Source organism: Actinacidiphila glaucinigra, from assembly GCF_900188405.1.
GTDB lineage: Bacteria > Actinomycetota > Actinomycetes > Streptomycetales > Streptomycetaceae > Actinacidiphila > Actinacidiphila glaucinigra.
Map to the genome: position 1 here is coordinate 432,868 of NZ_FZOF01000001.1, position 20,149 is coordinate 453,016.

Here is a 20,149-nt window from a genome sequence, read left to right on the forward strand (position 1 = left end):
GCACGTTCCGGCGGTGACCCGGAGGTCACCGCAGCGTGATCAGACGGCCTGTACGGCGACGACCTCGCCGCGCTCGCCGCGGCGCTCGACGGCCTGCTGGAAGAGCCGGCCGGCCCGGTACGAGGACCGCACGAGCGGGCCCGACATGACGCCGGCGAAGCCGATCTCCTCGGCCTCCTCCTTCAGCTCCACGAACTCGTGGGGCTTCACCCAGCGCTCCACCGGGTGGTGCCGCAGGCTCGGGCGCAGGTACTGGGTGATGGTGATCAGCTCGCAGCCGGCGTCGTGCAGGTCCTGCAGCGCCTGGCTGACCTCCTCGCGCTCCTCGCCCATGCCGAGGATGAGGTTGGACTTGGTCACCAGGCCCGCCTCGCGCGCCTTGGTGATGACCTCCAGCGAGCGCTCGTAGCGGAAGCCCGGACGGATGCGCTTGAAGATCCGCGGCACCGTCTCCACGTTGTGGGCGAGCACCTCGGGACGGGCGCCGAAGACCTCGGCGAGCTGCTCGGGGACCGCGTTGAAGTCCGGGATCAGCAGCTCGACCTTGGTGCGGCCGGCGGCCCGGTCGGCGGTCATGGCGTGGATCTGCCGCACGGTCTCGGCGTACAGCCAGGCGCCGCCGTCCTCCAGGTCGTCGCGGGCGACGCCGGTGATGGTGGCGTAGTTCAGGTCCATGGTGACGACGGACTCGCCGACGCGGCGCGGCTCGTCACGGTCGAGGGCCTGCGGCTTGCCGGTGTCGATCTGGCAGAAGTCGCAGCGCCGGGTGCACTGGTCGCCGCCGATGAGGAAGGTGGCCTCGCGGTCCTCCCAGCACTCGAAGATGTTGGGGCAGCCCGCCTCCTGGCACACCGTGTGCAGACCCTCGCGCTTCACCAGGCTGTGCAGCTCGGTGTACTCGGGACCCATCTTGGCCCGGGTCTTGATCCACTCGGGCTTGCGCTCGATGGGGGTCTGGCTGTTGCGGACCTCCAGACGCAGCATCTTGCGGCCTTCAGGCGCTACAGCGGACACGTCCGACTCCCTCTCGAGGCTTCGTTTCCTTGGTGAACATCAGCGTACGCCTGTGGATTCCGGGACGGCCCGGGGGAGCGGCTCCGCCGACTCCAGGACGCGCCGCAGGTGCTTCTCCACCACCGGGAGGGCCTCGGAGACGGTGACCTCGCGGCCGAGTTCATTGCTCAGCGAGGCCACGCCGGCGTCCCGGATGCCGCAGGGCACGATCCGGTCGAACCAGGTGTTGTCGGGGTTGCAGTTCAGCGCGAAGCCGTGCATCGTCACGCCCTTCGCGACGCGGATGCCGATCGCGGCGAGCTTGCGGTCCTCACGGCGCTGGCCGGCGTTGGAGGGGGCGTACTCCGGGCCCGACAGGCGGGGGTCGAACTCCTCGTCCTGCAGCCGCGGGTCGAAGTCCAGGGTCAGCCCCGGGATGACCGGCGGACGGTCCTCGATGGGGTCGCCCAGCACCCACACGCCGCTGCGGCCCTCCACCCGGGTGGTCTCCAGGCCGAGCTCGGCGCACGCGTCGATCAGCGCCTCCTCCAGCCGGCGCACGTGCGCGACGACGTCCACCGGGCGCGGCAGCTTCAGGATCGGGTAGCCGACCAGCTGGCCCGGCCCGTGCCAGGTGATCTTGCCGCCGCGGTCCACGTCCACCACCGGGGTGCCGTCCAGCGGGCGCTCGCTGTCCTCGGTGCGGCGGCCCGCGGTGTAGACGGGCGGGTGCTCGAGCAGCAGGCACGTGTCGGGGATCTCGTCGGCGAAGCGCGCGGCGTGCACCCGGCGCTGCTCCTCCCACGCCTCCCGGTACTCCACCGCGTCCTCGCCGAAGCCCAGGTGGACGAAGCGCAGGTCACTCACGGCCGCTCCCTTTGTGGTCCTTTGCGGCGCTCCTCCACGCGTCAAGAGCGCCTCAGCAACTGTACGTCCGGCGGGGTGGTGTCCTGCACGGGGCCGAGGGCTTAGCACCCGGCAAAGGGCAAAGGAAGCGTTCTGCCGATATGTGGGTGCAGATTCACCCGATACGGCGAATGGGAGGCGCTCGGGTGGTGAGTGAGTCGATACAGAACGTTACATTCGCGCCGTTCTGCGGATGACCCGGCGGGCCGCGGACGGTGCACACCGCCCCGGACGCCCGCGACGCCGCACACGCCCGCACACACCCGCACACCCGCACGTCCGGAAGGCAGGGGACCGCACCACTGATGTCCGACCGTTCCTCGCAGCGCCACCCGAACCGTCAACTGGCCGCTCTGATCGCCGAGGCCGGGTTCTCCAACGCCGGGCTCGCCCGCCGGGTGGACCAGCTCGGCATCGAGCACGGTCTGGACCTGCGGTACGACAAGACCTCCGTCACCCGGTGGCTGCGCGGCCAGCAGCCCCGGGGCACGACGCCCGCGCTCATCGCCGAGGTCTTCACCCGGCGGCTCGGGCGCCGGCTGTCCGCCCACGACCTCGGCCTCGACGCCGTCGCCCCCGTCTACGCGGGGCTGGAGTACGCCTCCTCCCCGGAGGAGGCCGTCGAGATCATCTCCGGGCTGTGGCGCAAGGACACCGGCAACCAGGCCGACCTCCGCAAGATCGCGTTCACCCCCGCGGGGCTCGTCGTCCCCAGCCGCGACTGGCTGATCGGCCGGGCCGACGACCGGGTGGGACGCGCCCCCGAGCCGGGCACCGTCCCGGCCGGCGCGGGCGGTCCTGGGCACGGCGCCGGCCCCGGGGCCGCGCGGCTGCCGGCGCAACGGGCGGGCGGCGGCCTCCGCGGTGCGCCCGCGCCGGTCGCGGTCGCCGCGCCCGCGGTGTTCGGCGGCACCGGCCAGCGGGTCGGCATGGGGGACATCGCCGCCCTGCGCTCCGTCGGCGAGCTCTTCCGCACCCTCGACAACGCCTACGGCGGCGGCCACGCGCGGCAGGCCCTCGTCCGCTACCTGGAGCACGAGGCCGAACCCATGCTGCGCGGCAGCTACGGCGAGACCATGGGGCGCCGCCTCTTCGCCGCGGTCGCCGACCTCACCCGGCTCGCGGGGTGGACCTCGTACGACATCGGCGCCCACGGGCTCGCCCAGCGGTACTTCGTGCAGGCCCTGCGGCTCGCGCAGGCCGCCGGGGACCGGGTCTACGGGGGGTACGTCCTCGTCACGATGAGCCGCCAGGCGGTCTACCTCGGGCACGGCCGCGAGGCCGTCCAGCTGGCGCGGGTCGCCCAGCAGGGGGTCGGCAGCGGGGCCCCGCCGGTCGTGCAGGCGCTCTTCCACGCCGCCGAGGCACGCGGCCACGGGCTGCTCGGCGAGGTCCGCGCCTGCACGGCGGCACTGGTGCGGGCCGAACGCGCCCTGGAGGCGGTCAGGAACGGCGACGACGTCCCGTCCTGGGCGCGCTTCTTCGACGAGGCCCAGCTCGCGGACGAGTTCGGCCACTGCCACCGCGACCTCGGGCAGTACCGCGCGGCCTCGCAGCACGCGGAGCGCTCGCTGCAGCTGCGCGGCCACGCGTACGCCCGCAGCCGCGTCTTCTGCCGCACGGTGCTGGCCACCGCGCGGCTCGGCCTCGGCGAGGTCGACGCCGCCTGCGCCCTCGGCGCGGAGGCCATGCAGGCCGCCGTCGAGATGCGGTCGCTGCGCGCCGTCGAGTACGTCCGCGACTTCGGCCGCCGCCTCGACACCCACCGCGACGCCGCTCCCGTCCGCGCCTTCCACGACCGCGCGACGGCCCTGGGAGTCCCCGTGGGGTGACGACCCCTGCGGGCGCCGGGGCGCCCCCGCGGAGTGCCGGCCCCGGAAGGCGCCGTACCGGTGGGCCCTACGCCGCGAGCGGCTGCGTGTCGGGGCCCTGGCGGAGGCCGACGTCGCGCAGGAGGTGCTGGGCGGCGCGGCGGCCGGAGAGGAGGGCGCCCTGGACCGTGCTGGTGTCGCGGTGGTCGCCGCAGACGTAGAGGCCCTGCAGTATCCGCACCGGGCGGCGCAGGTCGTGCGGGGCCGTCATCGCGGGGAGCGCTTCGGCGTCGTGGTGGACGGCGAGCAGTTCCCAGCCGGCGGTGGACGTGCCGTAGAGCTCCGCGAGGTGCGCCCGGACGGCGATGTCGTCCGGTGCGGGGGCGGCCGCGGGGCCCAGCAGCACGGAGGTGACGAGGGCCCGGCCCACGGGGGCGCGGGAGGGGTCGACGAGGCTGGCCGGAAACGTGTGGGAGACGGGTCCGCGCCGGTCCGCGTCGAGCACGAGCGCGGGCTGCTTCAGCGGGGCCGCCGACGAGGCGTGGTGCAGGACGGTGACGCCGTGGAAGGCGGGGACCCGCAGCCCGGGCAGCAGACCGGCCGCCGCGCGGGCCCCGGTGGCGACGACCACGGCCCGGCACGGGATCTCGTCCCCGCCCGCGGTGCGCACGCCGTTCGTGGCCGCGGCGACGGCCCGCACCCCGGTGCGGACGGTACCGGGCGGCAGCGCGGCCGCCAGCGCCTGCGGCACCGTAGCCGCGCCGCCCGCCGGCAGGCACGTACGGCCGAGGGCGAAGCCGCGCAGGACCAGGTCGGCGACCCGGCTGGACGTCGTGAGGTCCGGGTCGCAGAGCAGCGCGGACAGCAGCGGCCGCAGGTACCCGTCGACCGTGCGCGGCGCGAAGCCGCGCGAGGCGAGGGCGGCCGCGGCCGTGGTCTCGGGGCGCTCCAGGAGGCGCTCGGCGGGCGCGTCGGCGAGGCGGTTGAGGGCCGTCCGCAGCCGGGCCTTGTCCAGGGGCGAGCCGATCGGCGCGCGGGCCGCGGCGAGCGCGGCGCGCGGGTCGCCGACCCGGTAGCCGCGGCCGGCGGAGCGCACCAGGACGCCGGGCGAGAGCGGCCGCAGCTGCAGCCCCTGCAGTTCCGGGGTGCGGCGCAGTTCCGGGTAGGCGGTGTTGAGCAGTTGTGGACCCCGGTCGAGCAGGAAGCCGTCGACCTTCTCGGTGGCCATGCGGCCGCCGACCCGGTCCTCGGCCTCCAGCACGGTGACGGTGAGCCCCGCACTGGTGAGATGGCGCGCCGCGGAGAGCCCGGCGAGGCCGGCCCCGATCACGCACACGTCCGTATGTGAACCCGTAGAGCGTGCTGTAGAGAGCACGATGCCCCTCCCCGAGGTCGGCACGTTTCCCCGCTCGCGTCAGCTGGTGCTGGAACCGTCATGCCCACTCCCGCGCCAACTGATGCCGGAAAACGGCTGTGGGTGGCATTCAGTGCCTTTCTTCGGCCAGCGCGGCGCGGATCGCCTCGTCGATCCCGGGGTGGGCGTAGGTGAACCCGGAGTCCAGCAGCACCCGCGGCACCGCGCGGGTGCTGCCGAGGATCTCGGTGGCGAACTCCCCGACGACGGCGCGCAGTACGGGCCCGGGGACGGCGAAGGCCGTGGGCCGGCGCAGCACCCGTCCCATCGCCCGGGTCACCTCGGCGTTGGTCAGCGGCTCGGGCGCGCACAGGTTGACCGGCCCGGAGACGGACTCGGTGCCGATGATGTGGCGCAGCGCCGCGACGTGGTCGTGCAGGGAGATGAAGCTCCAGTACTGGCGTCCGTCGCCGAGGCGGCCGCCCAGGCCCGCCTTGAAGAGCGGGAAGAGCCGGCCCCATGCCCCGCCCCCGCCGGAGACGACCAGCCCGGTGCGGGCGAACGCGGTGCGGACGCCAGCCTCGCGGGCCGGGTCGGCGGCGGCCTCCCAGTCGCGGCAGACGGAGGGCAGGAAGCCGGTGCCCAGCGGTGCGCTCTCGTCGACCCGGCGGTCGCCCGTGTCGCCGTACGCCGTGATGCCGGAGCCGCTGACGAGCACCCGCGGCGGGGTGTCGAGGGAGGCGAGGGCCCGCGCGAGGGTCGCGGTGCCCCGCACACGGCTGTCGCGGATGGTCCGCTTGTAGTCGTCCGTCCAGCGGTGGTCGCCGACCCCGGCGCCGGCGAGGTGGACGACGGCGTCCACGCCCGCGAGCCGCGCGGTGTCGACGGTGCCCCCCTGCGGGTCCCAGCGCGCCTCGTCCGGCCCGGAGGGCTCGCGCCTGACGAGGCGTACGACATCGTGCCGGTCGGAGCGCAGGGAGCGGACCAGGGCGGAGCCGATGAGGCCGGACGAGCCGGTGATGGCGATGCGCATGGGGACATCGTCGCGCGGAACGCCCCTCCTGGTGTGGGAGGGTGACACGCATGTCCGACATCCGTGTGCGTCCGGCCCTGCTCTCCGACGACCCCGCACTCGTGCGTCTGGAGCGGGCGACCTGGTCGACCCTGCACGCGGTGCGGCCGCCGCGGGAGGAGAACGAGGACTTCTTCGGCGAGCGCTTCGGCCCGGACACCTTCCTGGTGGCGGAGACCGACGGGCGGGTGGCCGGTTTCGTCGGGTTGGTGCCCCCGACGCCGCTGGCCTCCAACGCCCATGTGCGCCAGATCCAGGGCCTGGCGGTCGACACCTGGGCGCGGGGCCGCGGGGTGGGGCTGGAACTCGTCCTGGCGGCCGTGGTGGAGGCCCGCCGGCAGGGCGCGGTACGCGTCACGCTGCGGGTGCTGGGCCACAACACCCCGGCCCGGCGGCTGTACGAGGCGGCCGGGTTCACCGTGGAGGGCGTGCTGCCCGGGGAGTTCCTGCTGGACGGCGTCTACGTGGACGACGTGTGCATGGGGCGCCGGGTCTGACGGGTCACCCGGAGCGGGCGGCAGGGCCCCGCGGCGCGGCTCAGCCGCTCAGCCGAAGCGCTCCCAGAGCCGGGGGAATCGCTCCGCCACCGCGGCCGCGTTCTCGAAGTCGATGTAGACGCCCTCCGGCTCGGCGGGCTGCGCCGGCAGGTCCAGGTCCGGCAACCGGACCCCGGTGAGCTGCTCGTACGCCTCGTCCGCCGCGTAGCCGAGGTCCTCGGCGTCGCCGTCGACCTCCGGGTCGAAGGAGCCGGTCAGCTGAGCGAGGCTGTCGGGGTCGTGGACGGCCCCCTCGAAGACGTGCCGGCCCTGGCCGATGAGCCAGCACCGGAAGAAGTCGAACGCGTCGTCACCGGCGCCCCCCAGCATCAGGTCGGCGGCGCCCCACACGTCCCAGCGGTAGGCCCGGTTGAAACGGCTCTCGAAGTGCCGCGCGAAGTCGACGACGGACTCCGGGTCGAGCTGGGTGAGCCGTTCCACCAGGAGGTCGGCGTGCTCCTCCGGGTCGCCCCCCGCTGCCTCACGCGTGCTGTCGACGATCTCCCAGAACTCCGTCTCGTCCATCACCGCTCCAGCATCCTGGCTGCGGCCCTCCGACGCACGCGGAACACGGCAGACGCGGCCCTCAGGAGTAGAGCGCGGCCATGGCGCTTACGGCACCGGCCAGCCGCTCGCGCAGGGCGTCCGGGCCGAGCACCTCGGCGTCGGGGCCGAGGGACAGGAGCTGTTCGTAGGCGACGTCCTGGCCCTCGACGGGGAGGGTGACGGTCACCCGCCCCCGCGCGTCCGGGGGTGCGGCGGCCGCGAGGGCCTCGCGCGCGGCGGTGCGGTCGGTGACGTACGGCAGGCGGCGGGCGCCGTCGGGCGTGAGGCGAAGGACGACCTCGTCCCGGAGCATCGAGCGGGCGAACTCGGCGGCGCGGGCCTCCCAGAACGCGGGCAGATCGAAGTCCGGGTCTCTGCCGAAACGATCCTCCGTGGGCTCCGCCGCGGTGAACCGGTCCACCCGGTAGACCCGGACGTCCGCGCCGCAGCGCGCCACCGCGTACCAGACGCCCCCCTTGAGCACGAGGCCGTACGGATTCAGCTCGCGCTCCACCTCCTCCTCGCCCCGCCGGTACCGGGCGCGCAGCCGCCGGTCCCCCCACACCGCCGCGGCGAGCGCCGGCAGCAGCCGCGGTGTCTCCGGCTCCTGCCACCAGCCGGGCGCGTCCAGGTGGAAGCGCTGCGCCGCCGAGCGCGGTGCGTCCCGCAGTTCGGGCAGCAGGGCGGCGGAGACCTTCAGACGGGCCGAGGAACCCGCGTCGTGCAGGCCCATGGCCCGCAGCGCGGCGGGCACCCCGGACAGGAAGAGCGCCTCCGCCTCCGCGCGGGCCAGCCCGGTCAGCCGGGTGCGGTAGCCGTCGACCAGGCGGTACCCGCCGGCGCGCCCCCGCTCGGCGTAGACCGGCACCCCCGCCTCGGACAGGGCCAGGACGTCCCGGCCGACGGTGCGTTCGGACACCTCCAGGGCCTTGGCGAGTTCGGTCGCCGTCATCGACTCGCGGGACTGGAGCAGGAGGACGAGATGGATCAGTCGTGCCGCACGCATACCCCGAGGCTATGCGGTCGCCCAGGGCGACGGGACGGGGCCGGTCGGGGAGGTCCGGACCGGCCCCGCCGGAGCCCGCTGCGTGCGCGTCGGCGCGGGGGGAAGGACTCCGCAGCGCGCAACCCGCCAGGGCGACCGGGCCGGTGGGGGCGGTGGCGCCCCGGCGGGAGTCGGCGACGGCGATCGGCCGTCACTGCGGGGCGGGTTCACCGGAGTCCGGCTCCCCGGCCCTGCCCCCTCCAGTACGTCCGCCGGGCCCGGCCCGTTCAATCCGGCGGGGAATCCCCCGCGACGGAGGCACCGGGACACGGCCGGAGGGCACAACGGCCGAGGCCCCAGCCCGGGAAGGGGCTGGGGCCTCGGCCGTCGTACGGTCCCGCGAGGACTCCGGTCGGTTACAGACCGAGGTCGCCCTCGAACTCGCCGGCCTCGAGACGGGCCTTGACGTCGTTCAGGTAGCGGGCGGCGTCCGCGCCGTCGACCAGCTGGTGGTCGTACGACAGGGTCAGGTACGCCATGTCGCGGATCGCGATGGTCTCACCCAGGTCCGGGTGGTTGACGACCATCGGGCGGCGCACGGTGGCACCGATGCCGAGCTCGGCGACCTGCGGGTAGTTCACGATGATCGTGTCGAACAGCGCACCGCGCGAACCGGTGTTGCTGATCGTGAACGTGCCGCCGGACAGGTCGTCCGGGCTGATCTTCTTGTTGCGGACCTTGCCGGCCAGCTCGGCGGTCTTCTTGGCGATGCCGGCCAGGCTCAGGTCGCCGGCGCCCTTGATGACCGGGACCATCAGGCCCTGCTCCGAGTCCACCGCGATGCCGACGTTCTCGACGTCGTGGTAGGTGACGGTGCCGTCGTCATTGATCTTGGCGTTGATGGTCGGGTGGGCCTTCAGCGCCTCGGCGGCGGCCTTCACGAAGAACGGCATCGGCGAGAGCTTGACGCCCTCGCGGGCCAGGAAGGACTCCTTGGCCCGGGCCCGCAGCTTCATGATCCTGGTGACGTCCACCTCGACCACGGTCGACAGCTGCGCCTGGCTGTGCAGGGCCTTCATCATGTTCTCGGCGATGACCTTGCGGATGCGGGTCATCTTGACCGTCTGACCGCGCAGCGCGGCGGCGGCGGCCGGGACCGTGACGCCCGCGGACGGGGCCGGGGCGGTCGGCGCGGCAGCGGCGGCCTTGGCGGCCTCGGCGGCGGCCAGGACGTCCTGCTTGCGGATACGGCCACCGACACCGGTGCCCTTGACCGCGGCCAGGTCCACGCCGTTCTCGGCGGCGAGCTTGCGCACCAGCGGGGTCACGTACGCGCCCTCGTCGGTCGGCGCCGTCGCCGAGGGAGCGGCCGCGGCGGCCGGGGCAGGGGTGACGGGAGCCGGAGCCGGAGCGGCGACCGGGGCGGGCGCCGGAGCGACCGGAGCCGGGGCCGGGGCGGGTGCCGGAGCCGGGGGAGCGACCGGGGCCGGAGCCGGAGCCGCGGCGACCGGGGCCGGCGCGGGGGCGGCCGGAGCCGGGGCGGCGGCGGGGGCAGCGCCGGCGGCACCGATGACGGCGAGCTTGGCGCCGACCTCGGCGGTCTCGTCCTCACCGACGAGGATCTCCAGCAAGGTGCCGGCGACCGGCGACGGGATCTCGGTGTCGACCTTGTCGGTGGAGACCTCGAGCAGCGGCTCGTCGGCGTCGACGCTCTCGCCGACCGACTTCAGCCAGCGGGTGACGGTGCCCTCGGTCACCGACTCGCCCAGTGCCGGCAGCAGCACCGGGGTGCCCTCGGCACCGCCGGCCGGAGCCGCGGCCGGGGCGGGAACGGCGGCAGCGGGGGCCTCGGCGACGGGAGCCGGGGCGGGGGCGGGGGCCTCCTGCACCGGAGCCGGCGCGGGCGCCGCCGCGGCGGCGGGGGCGGGGGCGGCAGCGGGGGCACCCGTGCCGTCGTCGATGACGGCCAGCTCGGCGCCGACCTCCACCGTCTCGTCCTCGGCCACCTTGATGGAGGAGAGGATGCCGGAGGCGGGCGCCGGGATCTCGGTGTCGACCTTGTCGGTCGACACCTCGAGCAGCGGCTCGTCGGCCTCGACGCGCTCACCCTCGGCCTTGAGCCAGCGGGTGACGGTGCCCTCGGACACGCTCTCGCCGAGCGCCGGCAGGGTTACGGAAACCGCCATGGTTTCGGTTGCTCCTAACGATCTGTGCGGATGGTTCTGCGTGTCCGTGTGTCAGTCGTGCGAGTGCAGCGGCTTGCCGGCCAGCGCGAGGTGGGCCTCGCCGAGGGCCTCGCTCTGCGTCGGGTGCGCGTGGATGAGCTGCGCGACCTCCGCGGGCAGGGCCTCCCAGTTGTAGACCAGCTGGGCCTCGCCGACCTGCTCGCCCATACGGTCACCGACCATGTGGACGCCGACCACCGCACCGTCGCGGACCTGGACGAGCTTGATCTCGCCCGCGGTCTTGAGGATCTTGCTCTTGCCGTTGCCGGCCAGGTTGTACTTCAGGGTGACGACCTTGTCCGCGCCGTACAGCTCCTTGGCCTTGGCCTCGGAGATACCCACGGAGGCGACCTCGGGGTGGCAGTACGTGACGCGCGGCACGCCGTCGTAGTCGATCGGCACGGTCTTCAGGCCGGCCAGCCGCTCCGCGACGAGGATGCCCTCGGCGAAGCCGACGTGGGCCAGCTGCAGGGTCGGGACGAGGTCGCCGACCGCGGAGATGGTGGGCACGTTGGTGCGCATGTACTCGTCGGCGAGGACGTAGCCGCGGTCCATGGCGACCCCGGCCTCCTCGTAGCCCAGGCCCTGGGAGACCGGGCCGCGGCCGACGGCCACGAGCAGGACCTCGGCCTCGAACTCCTTGCCGTCGGCCAGGGTGACCTTGACGCCGTCCGCGGTGTACTCGGCCTTGGAGAAGAAGGTGCCGAGGTTGAACTTGATGCCCCGCTTGCGGAAGGCGCGCTCCAGCAGCTTGGAGCTGTTCTCGTCCTCGGCCGGCACGAGGTGCGGCAGGCCCTCGACGATGGTGACGTCGGCGCCGAAGGACTTCCACGCCGAGGCGAACTCGACGCCGATGACGCCGCCGCCGAGGATGATCGCCGACTTCGGCACGCGGTCCAGGACCAGCGCGTGGTCGGAGGAGATGATGCGGTCGCCGTCGATGGCCAGGCCCGGCAGCGACTTCGGCACGGAGCCGGTCGCCAGCAGGACGTGCCGGCCGGTGTAGCGCTGGCCGTTGACGTCCACGGAGGTGGCGGAGGAGAGCCGGCCCTCGCCGGTCACGTAGGTGACCTTGCGCGAGGCCACCAGGCCCTGCAGGCCCTTGTACAGGCCCGAGATCACGTCGTCCTTGTACTTGTGGACCCCGGCGATGTCGATGCCCTCGAAAGTGGCCTTGACACCGAACTGCTCGGCCTCGCGGGCCTGGTCCGCGATCTCACCGGCGTGCAGCAGAGCCTTTGTGGGGATGCAGCCGCGGTGCAGGCAGGTGCCGCCGAGCTTGTCCTTCTCGATCAGGGCGACGTCCAGACCGAGCTGCGCCGCGCGCAGGGCCGCGGCGTAGCCGCCGCTACCGCCACCGAGGATCACTAGGTCGAAAACGGTGCTGGCGTCGTTCGCCACGTCACGTCCTCCATGCATGGATACGCCGGAGCCGGTCCGTCGTGACCGGGCGGCGGCTTTTGTTCGGCCGCTTCTGTTAAACGGGGCCCTGTCGTGCCGAGACAACATCTTCGCACTTGTTCGGGGCGGACGAGGCACCGGGCCGGTGTCTGAGACGTACGGAACGTCCCCGGCCGGTGCTACTCGCCGGTATCCCCCACGGAATACGGAGCGGTTGCACTCTTTGCTCGCTCTTGGCGAACGCGTACGGCCCCGGATGCCATACCCGGGGCCGTACGGAATGTGCCGAGTCTTACACCGCGGTCAGAGCAGTTCGCCCTCGCCGGCCTTCTCGGCCACGCGCACCAGGGTGCGGATGGCGGAGCCGGTGCCGCCCTTGGGGGTGTAGCCGAAGGGGCCGGACTCGTTGAAGGCGGGGCCCGCGATGTCCAGGTGGGCCCAGGTGATGCCCTCGCCGACGAACTCCTTCAGGAACAGGCCGGCCGCCAGGCCGCCGCCCATGCGCTCGCCCATGTTCGAGATGTCGGCGGTGGGGGAGTCCATCGCCTTGCGCAGGTCGGCCGGGAGCGGCATCGGCCAGGACTGCTCGCCGACCTCGGTCGCGGTCTCGTGCAGGGCGGTGCGGAAGGCGTCGTCGTTGGCCATGACGCCGAAGGTGCGGTTGCCGAGCGCCAGCACCATGGCGCCGGTCAGGGTCGCCACGTCGATGATCGCGTCGGGCTTCTCCTCCGAGGCGCGGGTGAGGGCGTCGGCCATCACCAGACGGCCCTCGGCGTCGGTGTTGAGCACCTCGACGGTCTTGCCGCTGTACATCTTCAGCACGTCGCCGGGGCGGGCGGCGCTGCCCGAGGGCATGTTCTCGGCGAGCGCCAGCCAGCCGGTGACGTTGACGGGCAGGCCCAGGCGCGCGGCGGCGACCACGGTGGACAGCACGGCGGCGGCGCCGCTCATGTCGCACTTCATGGTCTCGTTGTGACCGGCCGGCTTAAGGGAGATGCCGCCCGAGTCGTAGGTGATGCCCTTGCCGACCAGTGCCAGGTGCTTGGCGCCCCGGCCCTTGGCGCCCGTGTAGGCGATCTTCACCAGGCGGGGCGGGTTCGCCGAGCCCTGGCCGACGCCCATGATGCCGCCGTAGCCGCCCTTGACCAGCGCCTTCTCGTCCAGGACCTCGATCTTGAGGCCGTGCTCCTTGGCGGCCTCCTGCGCGAGGGCGGCGAAGGACTTCGGGTGGAGGTCGTTCGGCGGCATGTTGATCAGGTCGCGCGCGCGGTTGACCTCGGCCGCGATGACGGCGGCCCGCTCGGCGGCGGCCTTGTACGCCTTGTCCCGCGGCTTCGCGCCGAGCAGGGCGATCTCCGCGAGCGGCGCCTTGCCGTTGGACGACTGGTACGCGGTGTACACGTAGGCGCCGAGCAGCGCGCCCTCGGCGACGGCCTGCGCGGCGTCCGCGTCCTGCACCGGGAGCGCGTAGGCGGCCTTCTTCGACCCGGACAGCGCGCGGGCGGCGGCGCCGGCGGCCTTGCGCAGCGCCTCGTTGTCGTACGCGGCGCCGTCGGCGGGGGCCTCGCCGAGCCCGACCGCCAGCACGACCGGGGACTTCAGGCCGTCCGGAGCGGGGAGCTTGGTCACCTCACCCTCAGCGCCCGAGGCGCCCAGCGTCTCGAGCGTCGCGGCGAGCCGCCCGGCGAAGGCCTGGTCCACCGCCTCCGCCCCGGCGGCGACCTCGGGGCCCTTGGCGCCCTTGGTCACGCCGACGACGACGGCGTCAGCGCGCAGCGCTGCCGCGGAGGAGGTGCTGAGAGTCAGTGCAGTCACGGTGATGCGGATCCTGTTCCTTCGGGGGTCCAATACTTGACGCCGGACTCCGTCCGGCTCCCCTCGTGTCCCGATGCCGGGCGTCCTTCGCGGCATGGAACGGGGGTGCAGGACCGACCTTACGCTCACTCCTGTCACTTGCGACCACGACCTGCGCCCATGACGGCGAAGGCGCGGGTTTTCCCTAGGGGAACGCGCCCGCACGGCACCCCTGCGAGGGCCCCGACACCCGGCCCTGCGGAGGGAGTTGGGGTATCCCCCGACGCCGCGGCGCGGTCGTCGCGCGGCGCTCAGCCCAGGGTCAGCACCAGCAGCGCGGTCGTCGCCGCGGTCTCGCACAACGCGCCGAAGACGTCACCGGTGACGCCTCCCAGGCGCCGGCGGCACCGCCGGAGCAGCAGTTCGGCCGCGGCCAGCGCCAGTACCGCGGCCGCCGCGCAGCGCGCCGCGTCCGGCGCGCCGAAGGCGGCCCCGCAGCCGGCGCAGACCGCCACCGTCAGCGCGGCGAGCGCCCAGGCGGTACGGACGGGGACGGCGCCCGCCACGGCCGCGCCGAGCCCGCCGGGCCGGGCCGGCGGCACACCGTCGCGGCAGGCCAGCGTCATCGCGGCGCGGGCGGTGAGCCCCGCCAGGGCGGCGGCCACCGCGCCCCGGGTCCAGGACTGGCCGTACAACTCGGCGAGCGCGGCGACCTGGGCCAGCAGGACGAGGATCAGGGTGAGCACCCCGAAGGGCCCGATGTCGGACTGCTTCATGATCCGCAGCGCGTCCTCGGCGGGCTTTCCGCTGCCCAGCCCGTCGGCGGTGTCGGCCAGCCCGTCCAGGTGCAGCCCGCGCGTCAGGGCGGCCGGAACGGCGGCGCTCGCGACCGCGGCGGGCAGCGGCCCCGAGCCGAGGAGCAGCAGCAGTCCGCCGGCCGCCGCCGCGCACAGCCCCACGACCAGCCCGACGGGCGGCGCCCAGAGCATCCCCGCGCGGGCCGCCGGGCGGTCCCAGCGGCCGACGTGGACCCGCAGCACCGTCAGCGTGCCGAAGGCGAAGCGCAGTCCGTCGGCCGCCGTCGCGGCCGGGGGAGCGGGAAGGGGCGCGGGGTCGGGGGCGGGGCCGGCGGTCATGGCGTGCAGGGTAACCGCCGGGGCGGAACCGTATAGTGCCGCATACGGGGCGAATCTGGAGCAATCGGCATGGGCGACTGGTGGTACCGCAACATCATCGAGCCGGGAAAGCTGCCGCTGCTCCTCGCGCTCGGCGCGTTCGTGCTGACCTTCCTGGTCACGCGGATGATCACCCGCCTCATCCGGGCCGGAAGGGGCCCCTTCCGCAACATCTCCTCCGGCGGCACCCACATCCACCACGTGGTGCCCGGGATCATCCTCATGACGATCGGCGGCTTCGGGGGCGTCGCCAGTTCCTCACGGGGCTTCGGCGCCGGCCTGTCGGCGGTCCTGTTCGGCGCCGGAGCGGGCCTGGTGCTCGACGAGTTCGCGCTCGTGCTCTACCTCGACGACGTGTACTGGAGCGATCGCGGACGCAAGAGCGTCGAGGCCGTCGTCGTCACCTTCTCCGTCGTCCTGATGATGCTCTGCGGCCTGGTCCCCTTCGGCGTCGACTCGGTGACCCCGGACGAGCAGCAGAGCCGCGTCTCGGTGATCCTCACCATCGCCGTCAACTTCCTGTTCGTCCTCGTCGCCCTCGTCAAGGGCAAGATGCGCTCCGCCGTCCTCGGCGTCTTCGTGCCCTTCGTCGCCCTGTACGCCGCGCTGCGGCTGGCGCGCCCCGACTCGCTGTGGGCCGAGCGGGTCTACTCCCGCAGGCCCCGGGCGGCCCAGCGGGCCGAGGCCCGTGCCGCCCGCCACGACGCGCGGTGGTCGGGCCCGCTGAGGCGGCTGCAGGACTGGCTCGGCGGCTTCACGGAGCACTGAGCCCCGGGGCGTCCGCCGGGTGTGCGGCGCCGGCGGCTCACGCCGGTCCCCGCGGACGGCGTCGGTGAGCGTCCGCGCCCCGACGGGCCGCGGCTTTCACCTCGGCCGTCGGACGCCCGTCGCGTGTGGTGGCCGCGTGCCGGGTGCAGGCCGCCGCGGCGCCCCGGCCGGGCCCCGGCGCCGGTTTCAATGAACCGGCGGCCCGAACCCCCTCACCGACGCGGCCGCCCCCGGCTCGTACGGCCGCCACGGCCCGCGCCCCTCCTCGCTGCCCCCGTCCCCGCCCTCCCCGCCGTCCGGGCGGCCGGTCGCCACGAACGAGGCGAGCGCCCCGCCGAAGGCCCGGGCGAGGGCGCGGTCGGACTCGTCCACCGGGCCGAGCATCGGCGCCTCGGCGAACGGCCCCGGCGGTGGCGGCCGGCCGCTCCAGGCGCTCGACCGTCTCCGTGCCGCCGTGCCGCCGTGGCGATCCGGGCCGGCCGGTCCCCTACCGCCGCGGCGAGGGCATCCTGGGCGCGGCGAGGAAGCCCTCGGCACGTGCGCTCGCCAGTCCGATGCGCGGGAGTTCGCCGCCCTTCTCGAAGAGCAGGAAACGCGGCTCCCACACGGGCCGGTACTTGGCGTTGGCGCGGTACAGCGACTCGATCTGCCACCACCGGGAGAAGAAGGTCAGCAGCGCCCGCCACATCCGCAGCACCGGTCCGGCGCCCAGCTTCGCCCCGCGCTCGAAGACCGACCGGAACACGGCGAAGTTGAGCGAGACCCGCTCGAGGCCGAACTCCTCCGCGCGCCGGATCAGCTCGATCACCATGAACTCCACCAGCCCGTTGTCGGAGTCCCGGTCGCGGCGCATCAGGTCCAGCGACAGCCCGTGCCGCCCCCACGGCACGAAGCTGAGCAGCGCCCGCGGTTCGCCCCCCTCGTCCGCGCACTCCACCATGACGCAGCGGCCGTCCGCCGGGTCGCCGAGCCGTCCCAGCGCCATGGAGAAGCCCCGTTCGGTCCGCCCGTACCGCCAGCGGTCCGCGCGCTCGACCAGGGCCGCCATCTCCCGCTCCGGGATGTCCTCGTGCCGCCGTACGCGGACGGTGTACCCGGCGCGCCCGATCCGGTGGTGCGCCTGTCGCACGGTGCGCATCGCGCGGCCCTCCAGGGTGAAGTCGGCGACCTCGACGACCGCCTCGTCGCCGAGTTCGAGGGCGTCCAGCCCGTGCCGGGCGTACACCGTGCCGCCCTCCTCGCCGGCTCCCACCACCGCCGGGACCCAGGCGTGCTCCCGGGCCTCGGCGAGCCAGGCCCCGATCGCCCCGGGCCAGGCCTCGGGGTCGCCGATCGGGTCTCCGGAGGCGAGGGACACCCCGCCGACGACGCGGTAGGCGATCGCCGACTTGCCAGAGGGCGACCAGACCACGCTCTTGTCGCGGCGCAGCGCGAAGTAGCCGAGCGAGTCCCGCTCGCCGTGCCGGTCCAGCAGGGCCCGCAGCCGCATCTCGTCCCGCGGGCCCAGCAGTTCACGGCCGCGCGGCGAGCGGAACGCCGCGTACAGCACCAGCAGGAACAGCACCGCGCTCAGGGCGTTGATGACGACGTCGACCCAGCCCGGGGACGAGATCCCGGGGAAGGACTTCCCGGCGTCCGCCAGCGAGACCACACGGAGCATGGCGTACGCGTACCGCTCGCCGAAGGTGGAGCCGTGCCCGGTGTCGGTGACGGTGACCAGCCCGGCGGCGAGCAGCCCGCCGACCGCGACACCGCCGACGGCGACCGCGGCGGCCAGCCGGGGGTTGGCGGGGTCGCCCTTGGCGCGGAACGCGCGGCGCCCGGCGAGCAGCGCGGCGCAGAAGGCGGCGGTGATCCCCAGCGACACCCAGTTCTGCGGGTGGCCCCGGACCTCGGGGACGGCCGTCGCCGCGGCCAGGAACAGCAGGTAGAGCCCGGCGAGGACGAGGTTGAGCAGCCAGGCCGCGCGTTTCCCGCGGCGCATCGTGACCGCCAGGAAGAGCGCGAGGAAGGCCGGGGTGTAGCCGGCGGTCAGCAGGTACGGCGTGAAGTACTCGTCGACGTCGTGCCGCCGGATGTCGTTGCCGAAGGACACCCACACCGCGCCCAGCAGGTCGACCAGGCCGACCACGCGCAGATACCCGACGGTGAACACCGCGCAGCGTTCACGACGGACCGAACAGGCCGTTCCCATAAGCCCGGATCCTACGGGAACGGCCTGGTTCGTGATGTGTCAGAAACGTTCCGGCAGCTCCGCCGACAGGGCCGCCGCCGCCCTCAGCAGCGGCAGCGCCAGCAGCGCCCCGGTGCCCTCACCCGCCGTCACCTTCTGGTCCAGCAGGGGCTCGATGGACAGCCGGTCCAGCGCCTTGACCTGGCCGGGCTCACCGCTGGCCTGCCCGGCCAGCCACCAGTCCGGCGCCCGGAAGGCGATGCGCTGCGCGACCAGCGCGCACGCCGCCGATACCACGCCGTCCAGGACCACCGGCAGCTTCCGTACCGAGGCCTGCAGCAGGAAGCCGGTGATCGCCGCCACGTCCGCGCCGCCGACCGCCGCCAGCAGCTCCAGCTGGTCGCCCAGCACGGGCCGGGCCCGGCGCAACGCGTCGCGGATCGCCGCGCACTTGCGCATCCAGGTGATGTCGTCGATGCCCGAACCCCGGCCGGTCACCACCGAGGCGTCCGTGCCGCACAGCGCCGCGACCAGCACCCCGGCCACCGTGGTGCCGCCCACGCTCAGGTCGCCGAGGAGCACCAGGTCCGTGCCGGAGTCCGCCTCCTCGTCCGCGACGGCCATACCGGCCCGGAACGCCGCCTCGGCCTCCTCGGCCGTCAGCGCGTCCTCCACGTCGATCCGGCCGGAGCCGCGCCGCACCCGGTGCGCCGTCACGTCGGCGGGCAGGTCCTCGGCCGGGGCGTCCACGCCCACGTCCACCACCCGGACCCCCGCGCCGTACTGACGGGCCAGCACATTGACCGGCGAGGCCCCGTCCAGGACCCGCCGCACCAGCTCCACCGCGGTGCCCTCGGTGCGGGCCGACACCTTCAGCGCCGCCACCCCGTGGTCCGCGGCGAAGAGCACCGCCTTGGGGTGCTCGATCGGGCGTACGGTCGCCACACCCTGGGCCGCCGAAAGCCAGTCGGCGAGCTCGGCCAGCCCGCCCAGCGCGCTCGCCGGACGCACCAGCCGCTGCCAGCGGTCGCGGGCGTCACGGCGCACACCGGCGTCCGGACGCTCCACCAGGGTCGCGAAGTCATCAAGGTTCAGGCCGCTCACGGGGTCGAACACTACCGGTCCGGGGGGCCGCGCGCCGAGGTCAGCCCCGCAGCGGCAGTGCCTGTCCCGCGACCACCAGCACCACGTGCTCGGACTCGTCGGCCAGCGCGACGTTCAACCGCCCCAGCTCGTCCCGGAATCTGCGCCCGCTGGCCGTGGCCGGGACGACCCCGGAGCCCACCTCGTTGCTGACCGCCACGACCGTGCGGCGGGTCGCGCGCCACGCCGCGGTCAGTTCCCCGACGCGGCGGCGCAGTTCGCGCTCGGCGCCCTCCGCCCACTTCGCGTCGTCCCACGCGCCGAGCTCGTCCATGGTGTGCGTCAGCCACAGCGACAGGCAGTCGATCAGCAGCGCCGGCCCGTCCCCCTCGGCCAGCAGCGGCAGCAGGTCGCAGGTCTCCACCGTCTGCCAGGACTGCGGGCGCCGCTCCCGGTGCAGCGCCACCCGCTCCCCCCACTCCGGGTCGCCGTCCCGGATCCCGCCGGTGGCCACGTACACGACGTCGGGGAAGGCCGACAGCCTGCGCTCCGCCTCCACCGACTTGCCCGACCGGGCGCCGCCCAGCACGAGCGTGCGCCGCGGCACGTCCGGTACGTCGTGGAGATCGCCGGCCGTCAGCGTCGTGCCGTCAGGCACCGCCCGCACGCCGAGCGCGGCCAGCCGGCGCCGCAGCTCCGGCCCCGGGTGGACGCGGTGGTCCAGGTGGACGGCGATCACATCGGTGGTGCTCCCGACCGCGCCGGCCGCGCGCAGCCGCGCCAGCGCGTCGGGCCGCCCCACCGCGTCCAGCAGCACCGCCCGGTACGGCTCCACGGCCTCCGGCAGCCCCGCGGGGGCGCACTCGGGCGGCAGGTACAGCAGCCGCTCGCCCTCGGGTCCCGTCACCTCGTACCCGGAACCGGGCGCGTCGACCGGGACCGCCCGCACCCGGTGCCCGGTCGGCAGTGCGATCTCCTGCCCGGGCGCCACCCGGCCCGGCGCGGGCAGCCCCGCCGGGATCTCCACGGCAGGCCCGTCGTGCGGATGCGACAGCAGCACCTGGCGCACCCCGGCGAGCGAGTGACCGGACCGCGCCGCCGCGAAGGCGAGACCGGGCGTCAGGTCGAGCAGCAGCACCCCGTCCACGAGCAGCGAGGTCGCCGCCCGAGCGTCGTCGCCCACCGCCGTCTCGCACGCGGCGCACGGGCAGCCGGGCAGGGGCAGGCCGTCGGGGCCCCCGGTGCCGAGGAGAGTCAGTTCCACGTGCCGATCCTCTCGCGTCCGCGCACGCTACGCTGCCGGGCAGGCACCCCCAGGGACGAGGAG

17 protein-coding genes are annotated in these 20,149 nt (G+C 74.5%); 3 read left to right on the forward strand and 14 right to left on the reverse strand.

Features of this window, described 5'->3' with window-relative positions; all coding sequences use genetic code 11:
• Window positions 1–39: 39 nt before the first annotated feature.
• Window positions 40–1,014, reverse strand: coding sequence for a lipoyl synthase (gene lipA, locus CHF15_RS01995; RefSeq protein WP_089221818.1), 975 nt, complete (start codon window positions 1,012–1,014; stop codon window positions 40–42).
• A gap of 39 nt (window positions 1,015–1,053) precedes the next feature.
• Window positions 1,054–1,860: a lipoyl(octanoyl) transferase LipB gene (gene lipB / locus CHF15_RS02000; protein ID WP_089221819.1), complete on the reverse strand. Its 807-nt coding sequence runs from the start codon at window positions 1,858–1,860 to the stop codon at window positions 1,054–1,056.
• A gap of 344 nt (window positions 1,861–2,204) precedes the next feature.
• On the opposite strand from lipB, the gene CHF15_RS02005 reads away from it, so the two are divergent.
• Window positions 2,205–3,731 (forward strand): regulator, encoded by a 1,527-nt coding sequence (locus CHF15_RS02005; protein WP_089221820.1) that lies wholly within the window; start codon window positions 2,205–2,207, stop codon window positions 3,729–3,731.
• A 67-nt stretch (window positions 3,732–3,798) separates the two neighbouring features.
• On the opposite strand, the gene CHF15_RS02010 is transcribed toward CHF15_RS02005, so the two are convergent.
• Both CHF15_RS02010 and CHF15_RS02015 read right to left on the reverse strand, forming a co-directional pair.
• Entirely contained in the window at window positions 3,799–5,040 is a 1,242-nt protein-coding gene (locus CHF15_RS02010) for an NAD(P)/FAD-dependent oxidoreductase (protein WP_089221821.1), read from the reverse strand.
• Window positions 5,041–5,194: 154 nt separating this feature from the next.
• Window positions 5,195–6,097: a TIGR01777 family oxidoreductase gene (locus CHF15_RS02015; protein ID WP_089221822.1), complete on the reverse strand. Its 903-nt coding sequence runs from the start codon at window positions 6,095–6,097 to the stop codon at window positions 5,195–5,197.
• A 50-nt stretch (window positions 6,098–6,147) separates the two neighbouring features.
• Between CHF15_RS02015 and CHF15_RS02020 the strand changes: the two genes are divergently transcribed.
• Window positions 6,148–6,633, forward strand: a complete 486-nt coding sequence (locus tag CHF15_RS02020; protein ID WP_089221823.1) for a GNAT family N-acetyltransferase — start codon at window positions 6,148–6,150, stop codon at window positions 6,631–6,633.
• Window positions 6,634–6,681: 48 nt separating this feature from the next.
• On the opposite strand, the gene CHF15_RS02025 is transcribed toward CHF15_RS02020, so the two are convergent.
• From CHF15_RS02025 to CHF15_RS02050, 6 genes are all read right to left on the reverse strand, one after another.
• A complete protein-coding gene (locus tag CHF15_RS02025) occupies window positions 6,682–7,197 on the reverse strand; it encodes a DUF4240 domain-containing protein (RefSeq protein ID WP_089221824.1) in 516 nt (171 codons plus the stop codon).
• 61 nt (window positions 7,198–7,258) lie between these two features.
• Window positions 7,259–8,224: a helix-turn-helix transcriptional regulator gene (locus CHF15_RS02030; RefSeq protein ID WP_089221825.1), complete on the reverse strand. Its 966-nt coding sequence runs from the start codon at window positions 8,222–8,224 to the stop codon at window positions 7,259–7,261.
• A gap of 395 nt (window positions 8,225–8,619) precedes the next feature.
• Window positions 8,620–10,389, reverse strand: coding sequence for a 2-oxoglutarate dehydrogenase, E2 component, dihydrolipoamide succinyltransferase (sucB, locus tag CHF15_RS02035; protein WP_089221826.1), 1,770 nt, complete (start codon window positions 10,387–10,389; stop codon window positions 8,620–8,622).
• Between the two features lie 51 nt (window positions 10,390–10,440).
• Window positions 10,441–11,829: a dihydrolipoyl dehydrogenase gene (gene lpdA / locus CHF15_RS02040; RefSeq protein WP_089221827.1), complete on the reverse strand. Its 1,389-nt coding sequence runs from the start codon at window positions 11,827–11,829 to the stop codon at window positions 10,441–10,443.
• Between the two features lie 303 nt (window positions 11,830–12,132).
• Window positions 12,133–13,644 (reverse strand): leucyl aminopeptidase, encoded by a 1,512-nt coding sequence (locus tag CHF15_RS02045; RefSeq protein ID WP_089221828.1) that lies wholly within the window; start codon window positions 13,642–13,644, stop codon window positions 12,133–12,135.
• 290 nt (window positions 13,645–13,934) lie between these two features.
• Window positions 13,935–14,759, reverse strand: a complete 825-nt coding sequence (locus tag CHF15_RS02050; RefSeq protein ID WP_089221829.1) for an adenosylcobinamide-GDP ribazoletransferase — start codon at window positions 14,757–14,759, stop codon at window positions 13,935–13,937.
• Window positions 14,760–14,828: 69 nt separating this feature from the next.
• Here CHF15_RS02050 and CHF15_RS02055 point away from each other — a divergent pair, with 69 nt between their 5' ends.
• Entirely contained in the window at window positions 14,829–15,566 is a 738-nt protein-coding gene (locus CHF15_RS02055) for a hypothetical protein (RefSeq protein WP_089221830.1), read from the forward strand.
• Window positions 15,567–15,752: 186 nt separating this feature from the next.
• Here the strand turns inward: CHF15_RS02055 and CHF15_RS02060 are convergent, their stop codons facing one another.
• The 4 genes from CHF15_RS02060 to CHF15_RS02075 form a co-directional block, all read right to left on the reverse strand.
• Entirely contained in the window at window positions 15,753–15,938 is a 186-nt protein-coding gene (locus tag CHF15_RS02060; protein WP_179279618.1) for a hypothetical protein, read from the reverse strand.
• 115 nt (window positions 15,939–16,053) lie between these two features.
• On the reverse strand, window positions 16,054–17,760 hold the full coding sequence (locus CHF15_RS02065) for a phosphatidylglycerol lysyltransferase domain-containing protein (protein WP_089221831.1): 1,707 nt from the start codon (window positions 17,758–17,760) through the stop codon (window positions 16,054–16,056).
• 39 nt (window positions 17,761–17,799) lie between these two features.
• Complete coding sequence (gene cobT, locus CHF15_RS02070) at window positions 17,800–18,843, reverse strand: nicotinate-nucleotide--dimethylbenzimidazole phosphoribosyltransferase (protein WP_089222172.1); 1,044 nt, start codon at window positions 18,841–18,843, stop codon at window positions 17,800–17,802.
• A gap of 40 nt (window positions 18,844–18,883) precedes the next feature.
• The gene (locus CHF15_RS02075; RefSeq protein WP_179279619.1) at window positions 18,884–20,086 is read right to left on the reverse strand and encodes a bifunctional adenosylcobinamide kinase/adenosylcobinamide-phosphate guanylyltransferase; all 1,203 of its coding nucleotides are present in this window, start codon (window positions 20,084–20,086) and stop codon (window positions 18,884–18,886) included.
• Between the last annotated feature and the right edge of the window lie 63 nt (window positions 20,087–20,149).

Excerpts from the sequence above, each read along its gene's own strand:
- CHF15_RS02005 (WP_089221820.1), top strand. The coding sequence starts at position 2,205 with ATGTCCGACCGTTCCTCGCAGCGCCACCCGAACCGTCAACTGGCCGCT.
- CHF15_RS02015 (WP_089221822.1), bottom strand. The coding sequence starts at position 6,097 with ATGCGCATCGCCATCACCGGCTCGTCCGGCCTCATCGGCTCCGCCCTG.
- CHF15_RS02020 (WP_089221823.1), top strand. The coding sequence starts at position 6,148 with ATGTCCGACATCCGTGTGCGTCCGGCCCTGCTCTCCGACGACCCCGCA.
- CHF15_RS02025 (WP_089221824.1), bottom strand. The coding sequence starts at position 7,197 with ATGGACGAGACGGAGTTCTGGGAGATCGTCGACAGCACGCGTGAGGCA.
- CHF15_RS02030 (WP_089221825.1), bottom strand. The coding sequence starts at position 8,224 with ATGCGTGCGGCACGACTGATCCATCTCGTCCTCCTGCTCCAGTCCCGC.
- sucB (WP_089221826.1), bottom strand. The coding sequence starts at position 10,389 with ATGGCGGTTTCCGTAACCCTGCCGGCGCTCGGCGAGAGCGTGTCCGAG.
- CHF15_RS02050 (WP_089221829.1), bottom strand. The coding sequence starts at position 14,759 with ATGACCGCCGGCCCCGCCCCCGACCCCGCGCCCCTTCCCGCTCCCCCG.
- CHF15_RS02055 (WP_089221830.1), top strand. The coding sequence starts at position 14,829 with ATGGGCGACTGGTGGTACCGCAACATCATCGAGCCGGGAAAGCTGCCG.
- CHF15_RS02065 (WP_089221831.1), bottom strand. The coding sequence starts at position 17,760 with ATGGGAACGGCCTGTTCGGTCCGTCGTGAACGCTGCGCGGTGTTCACC.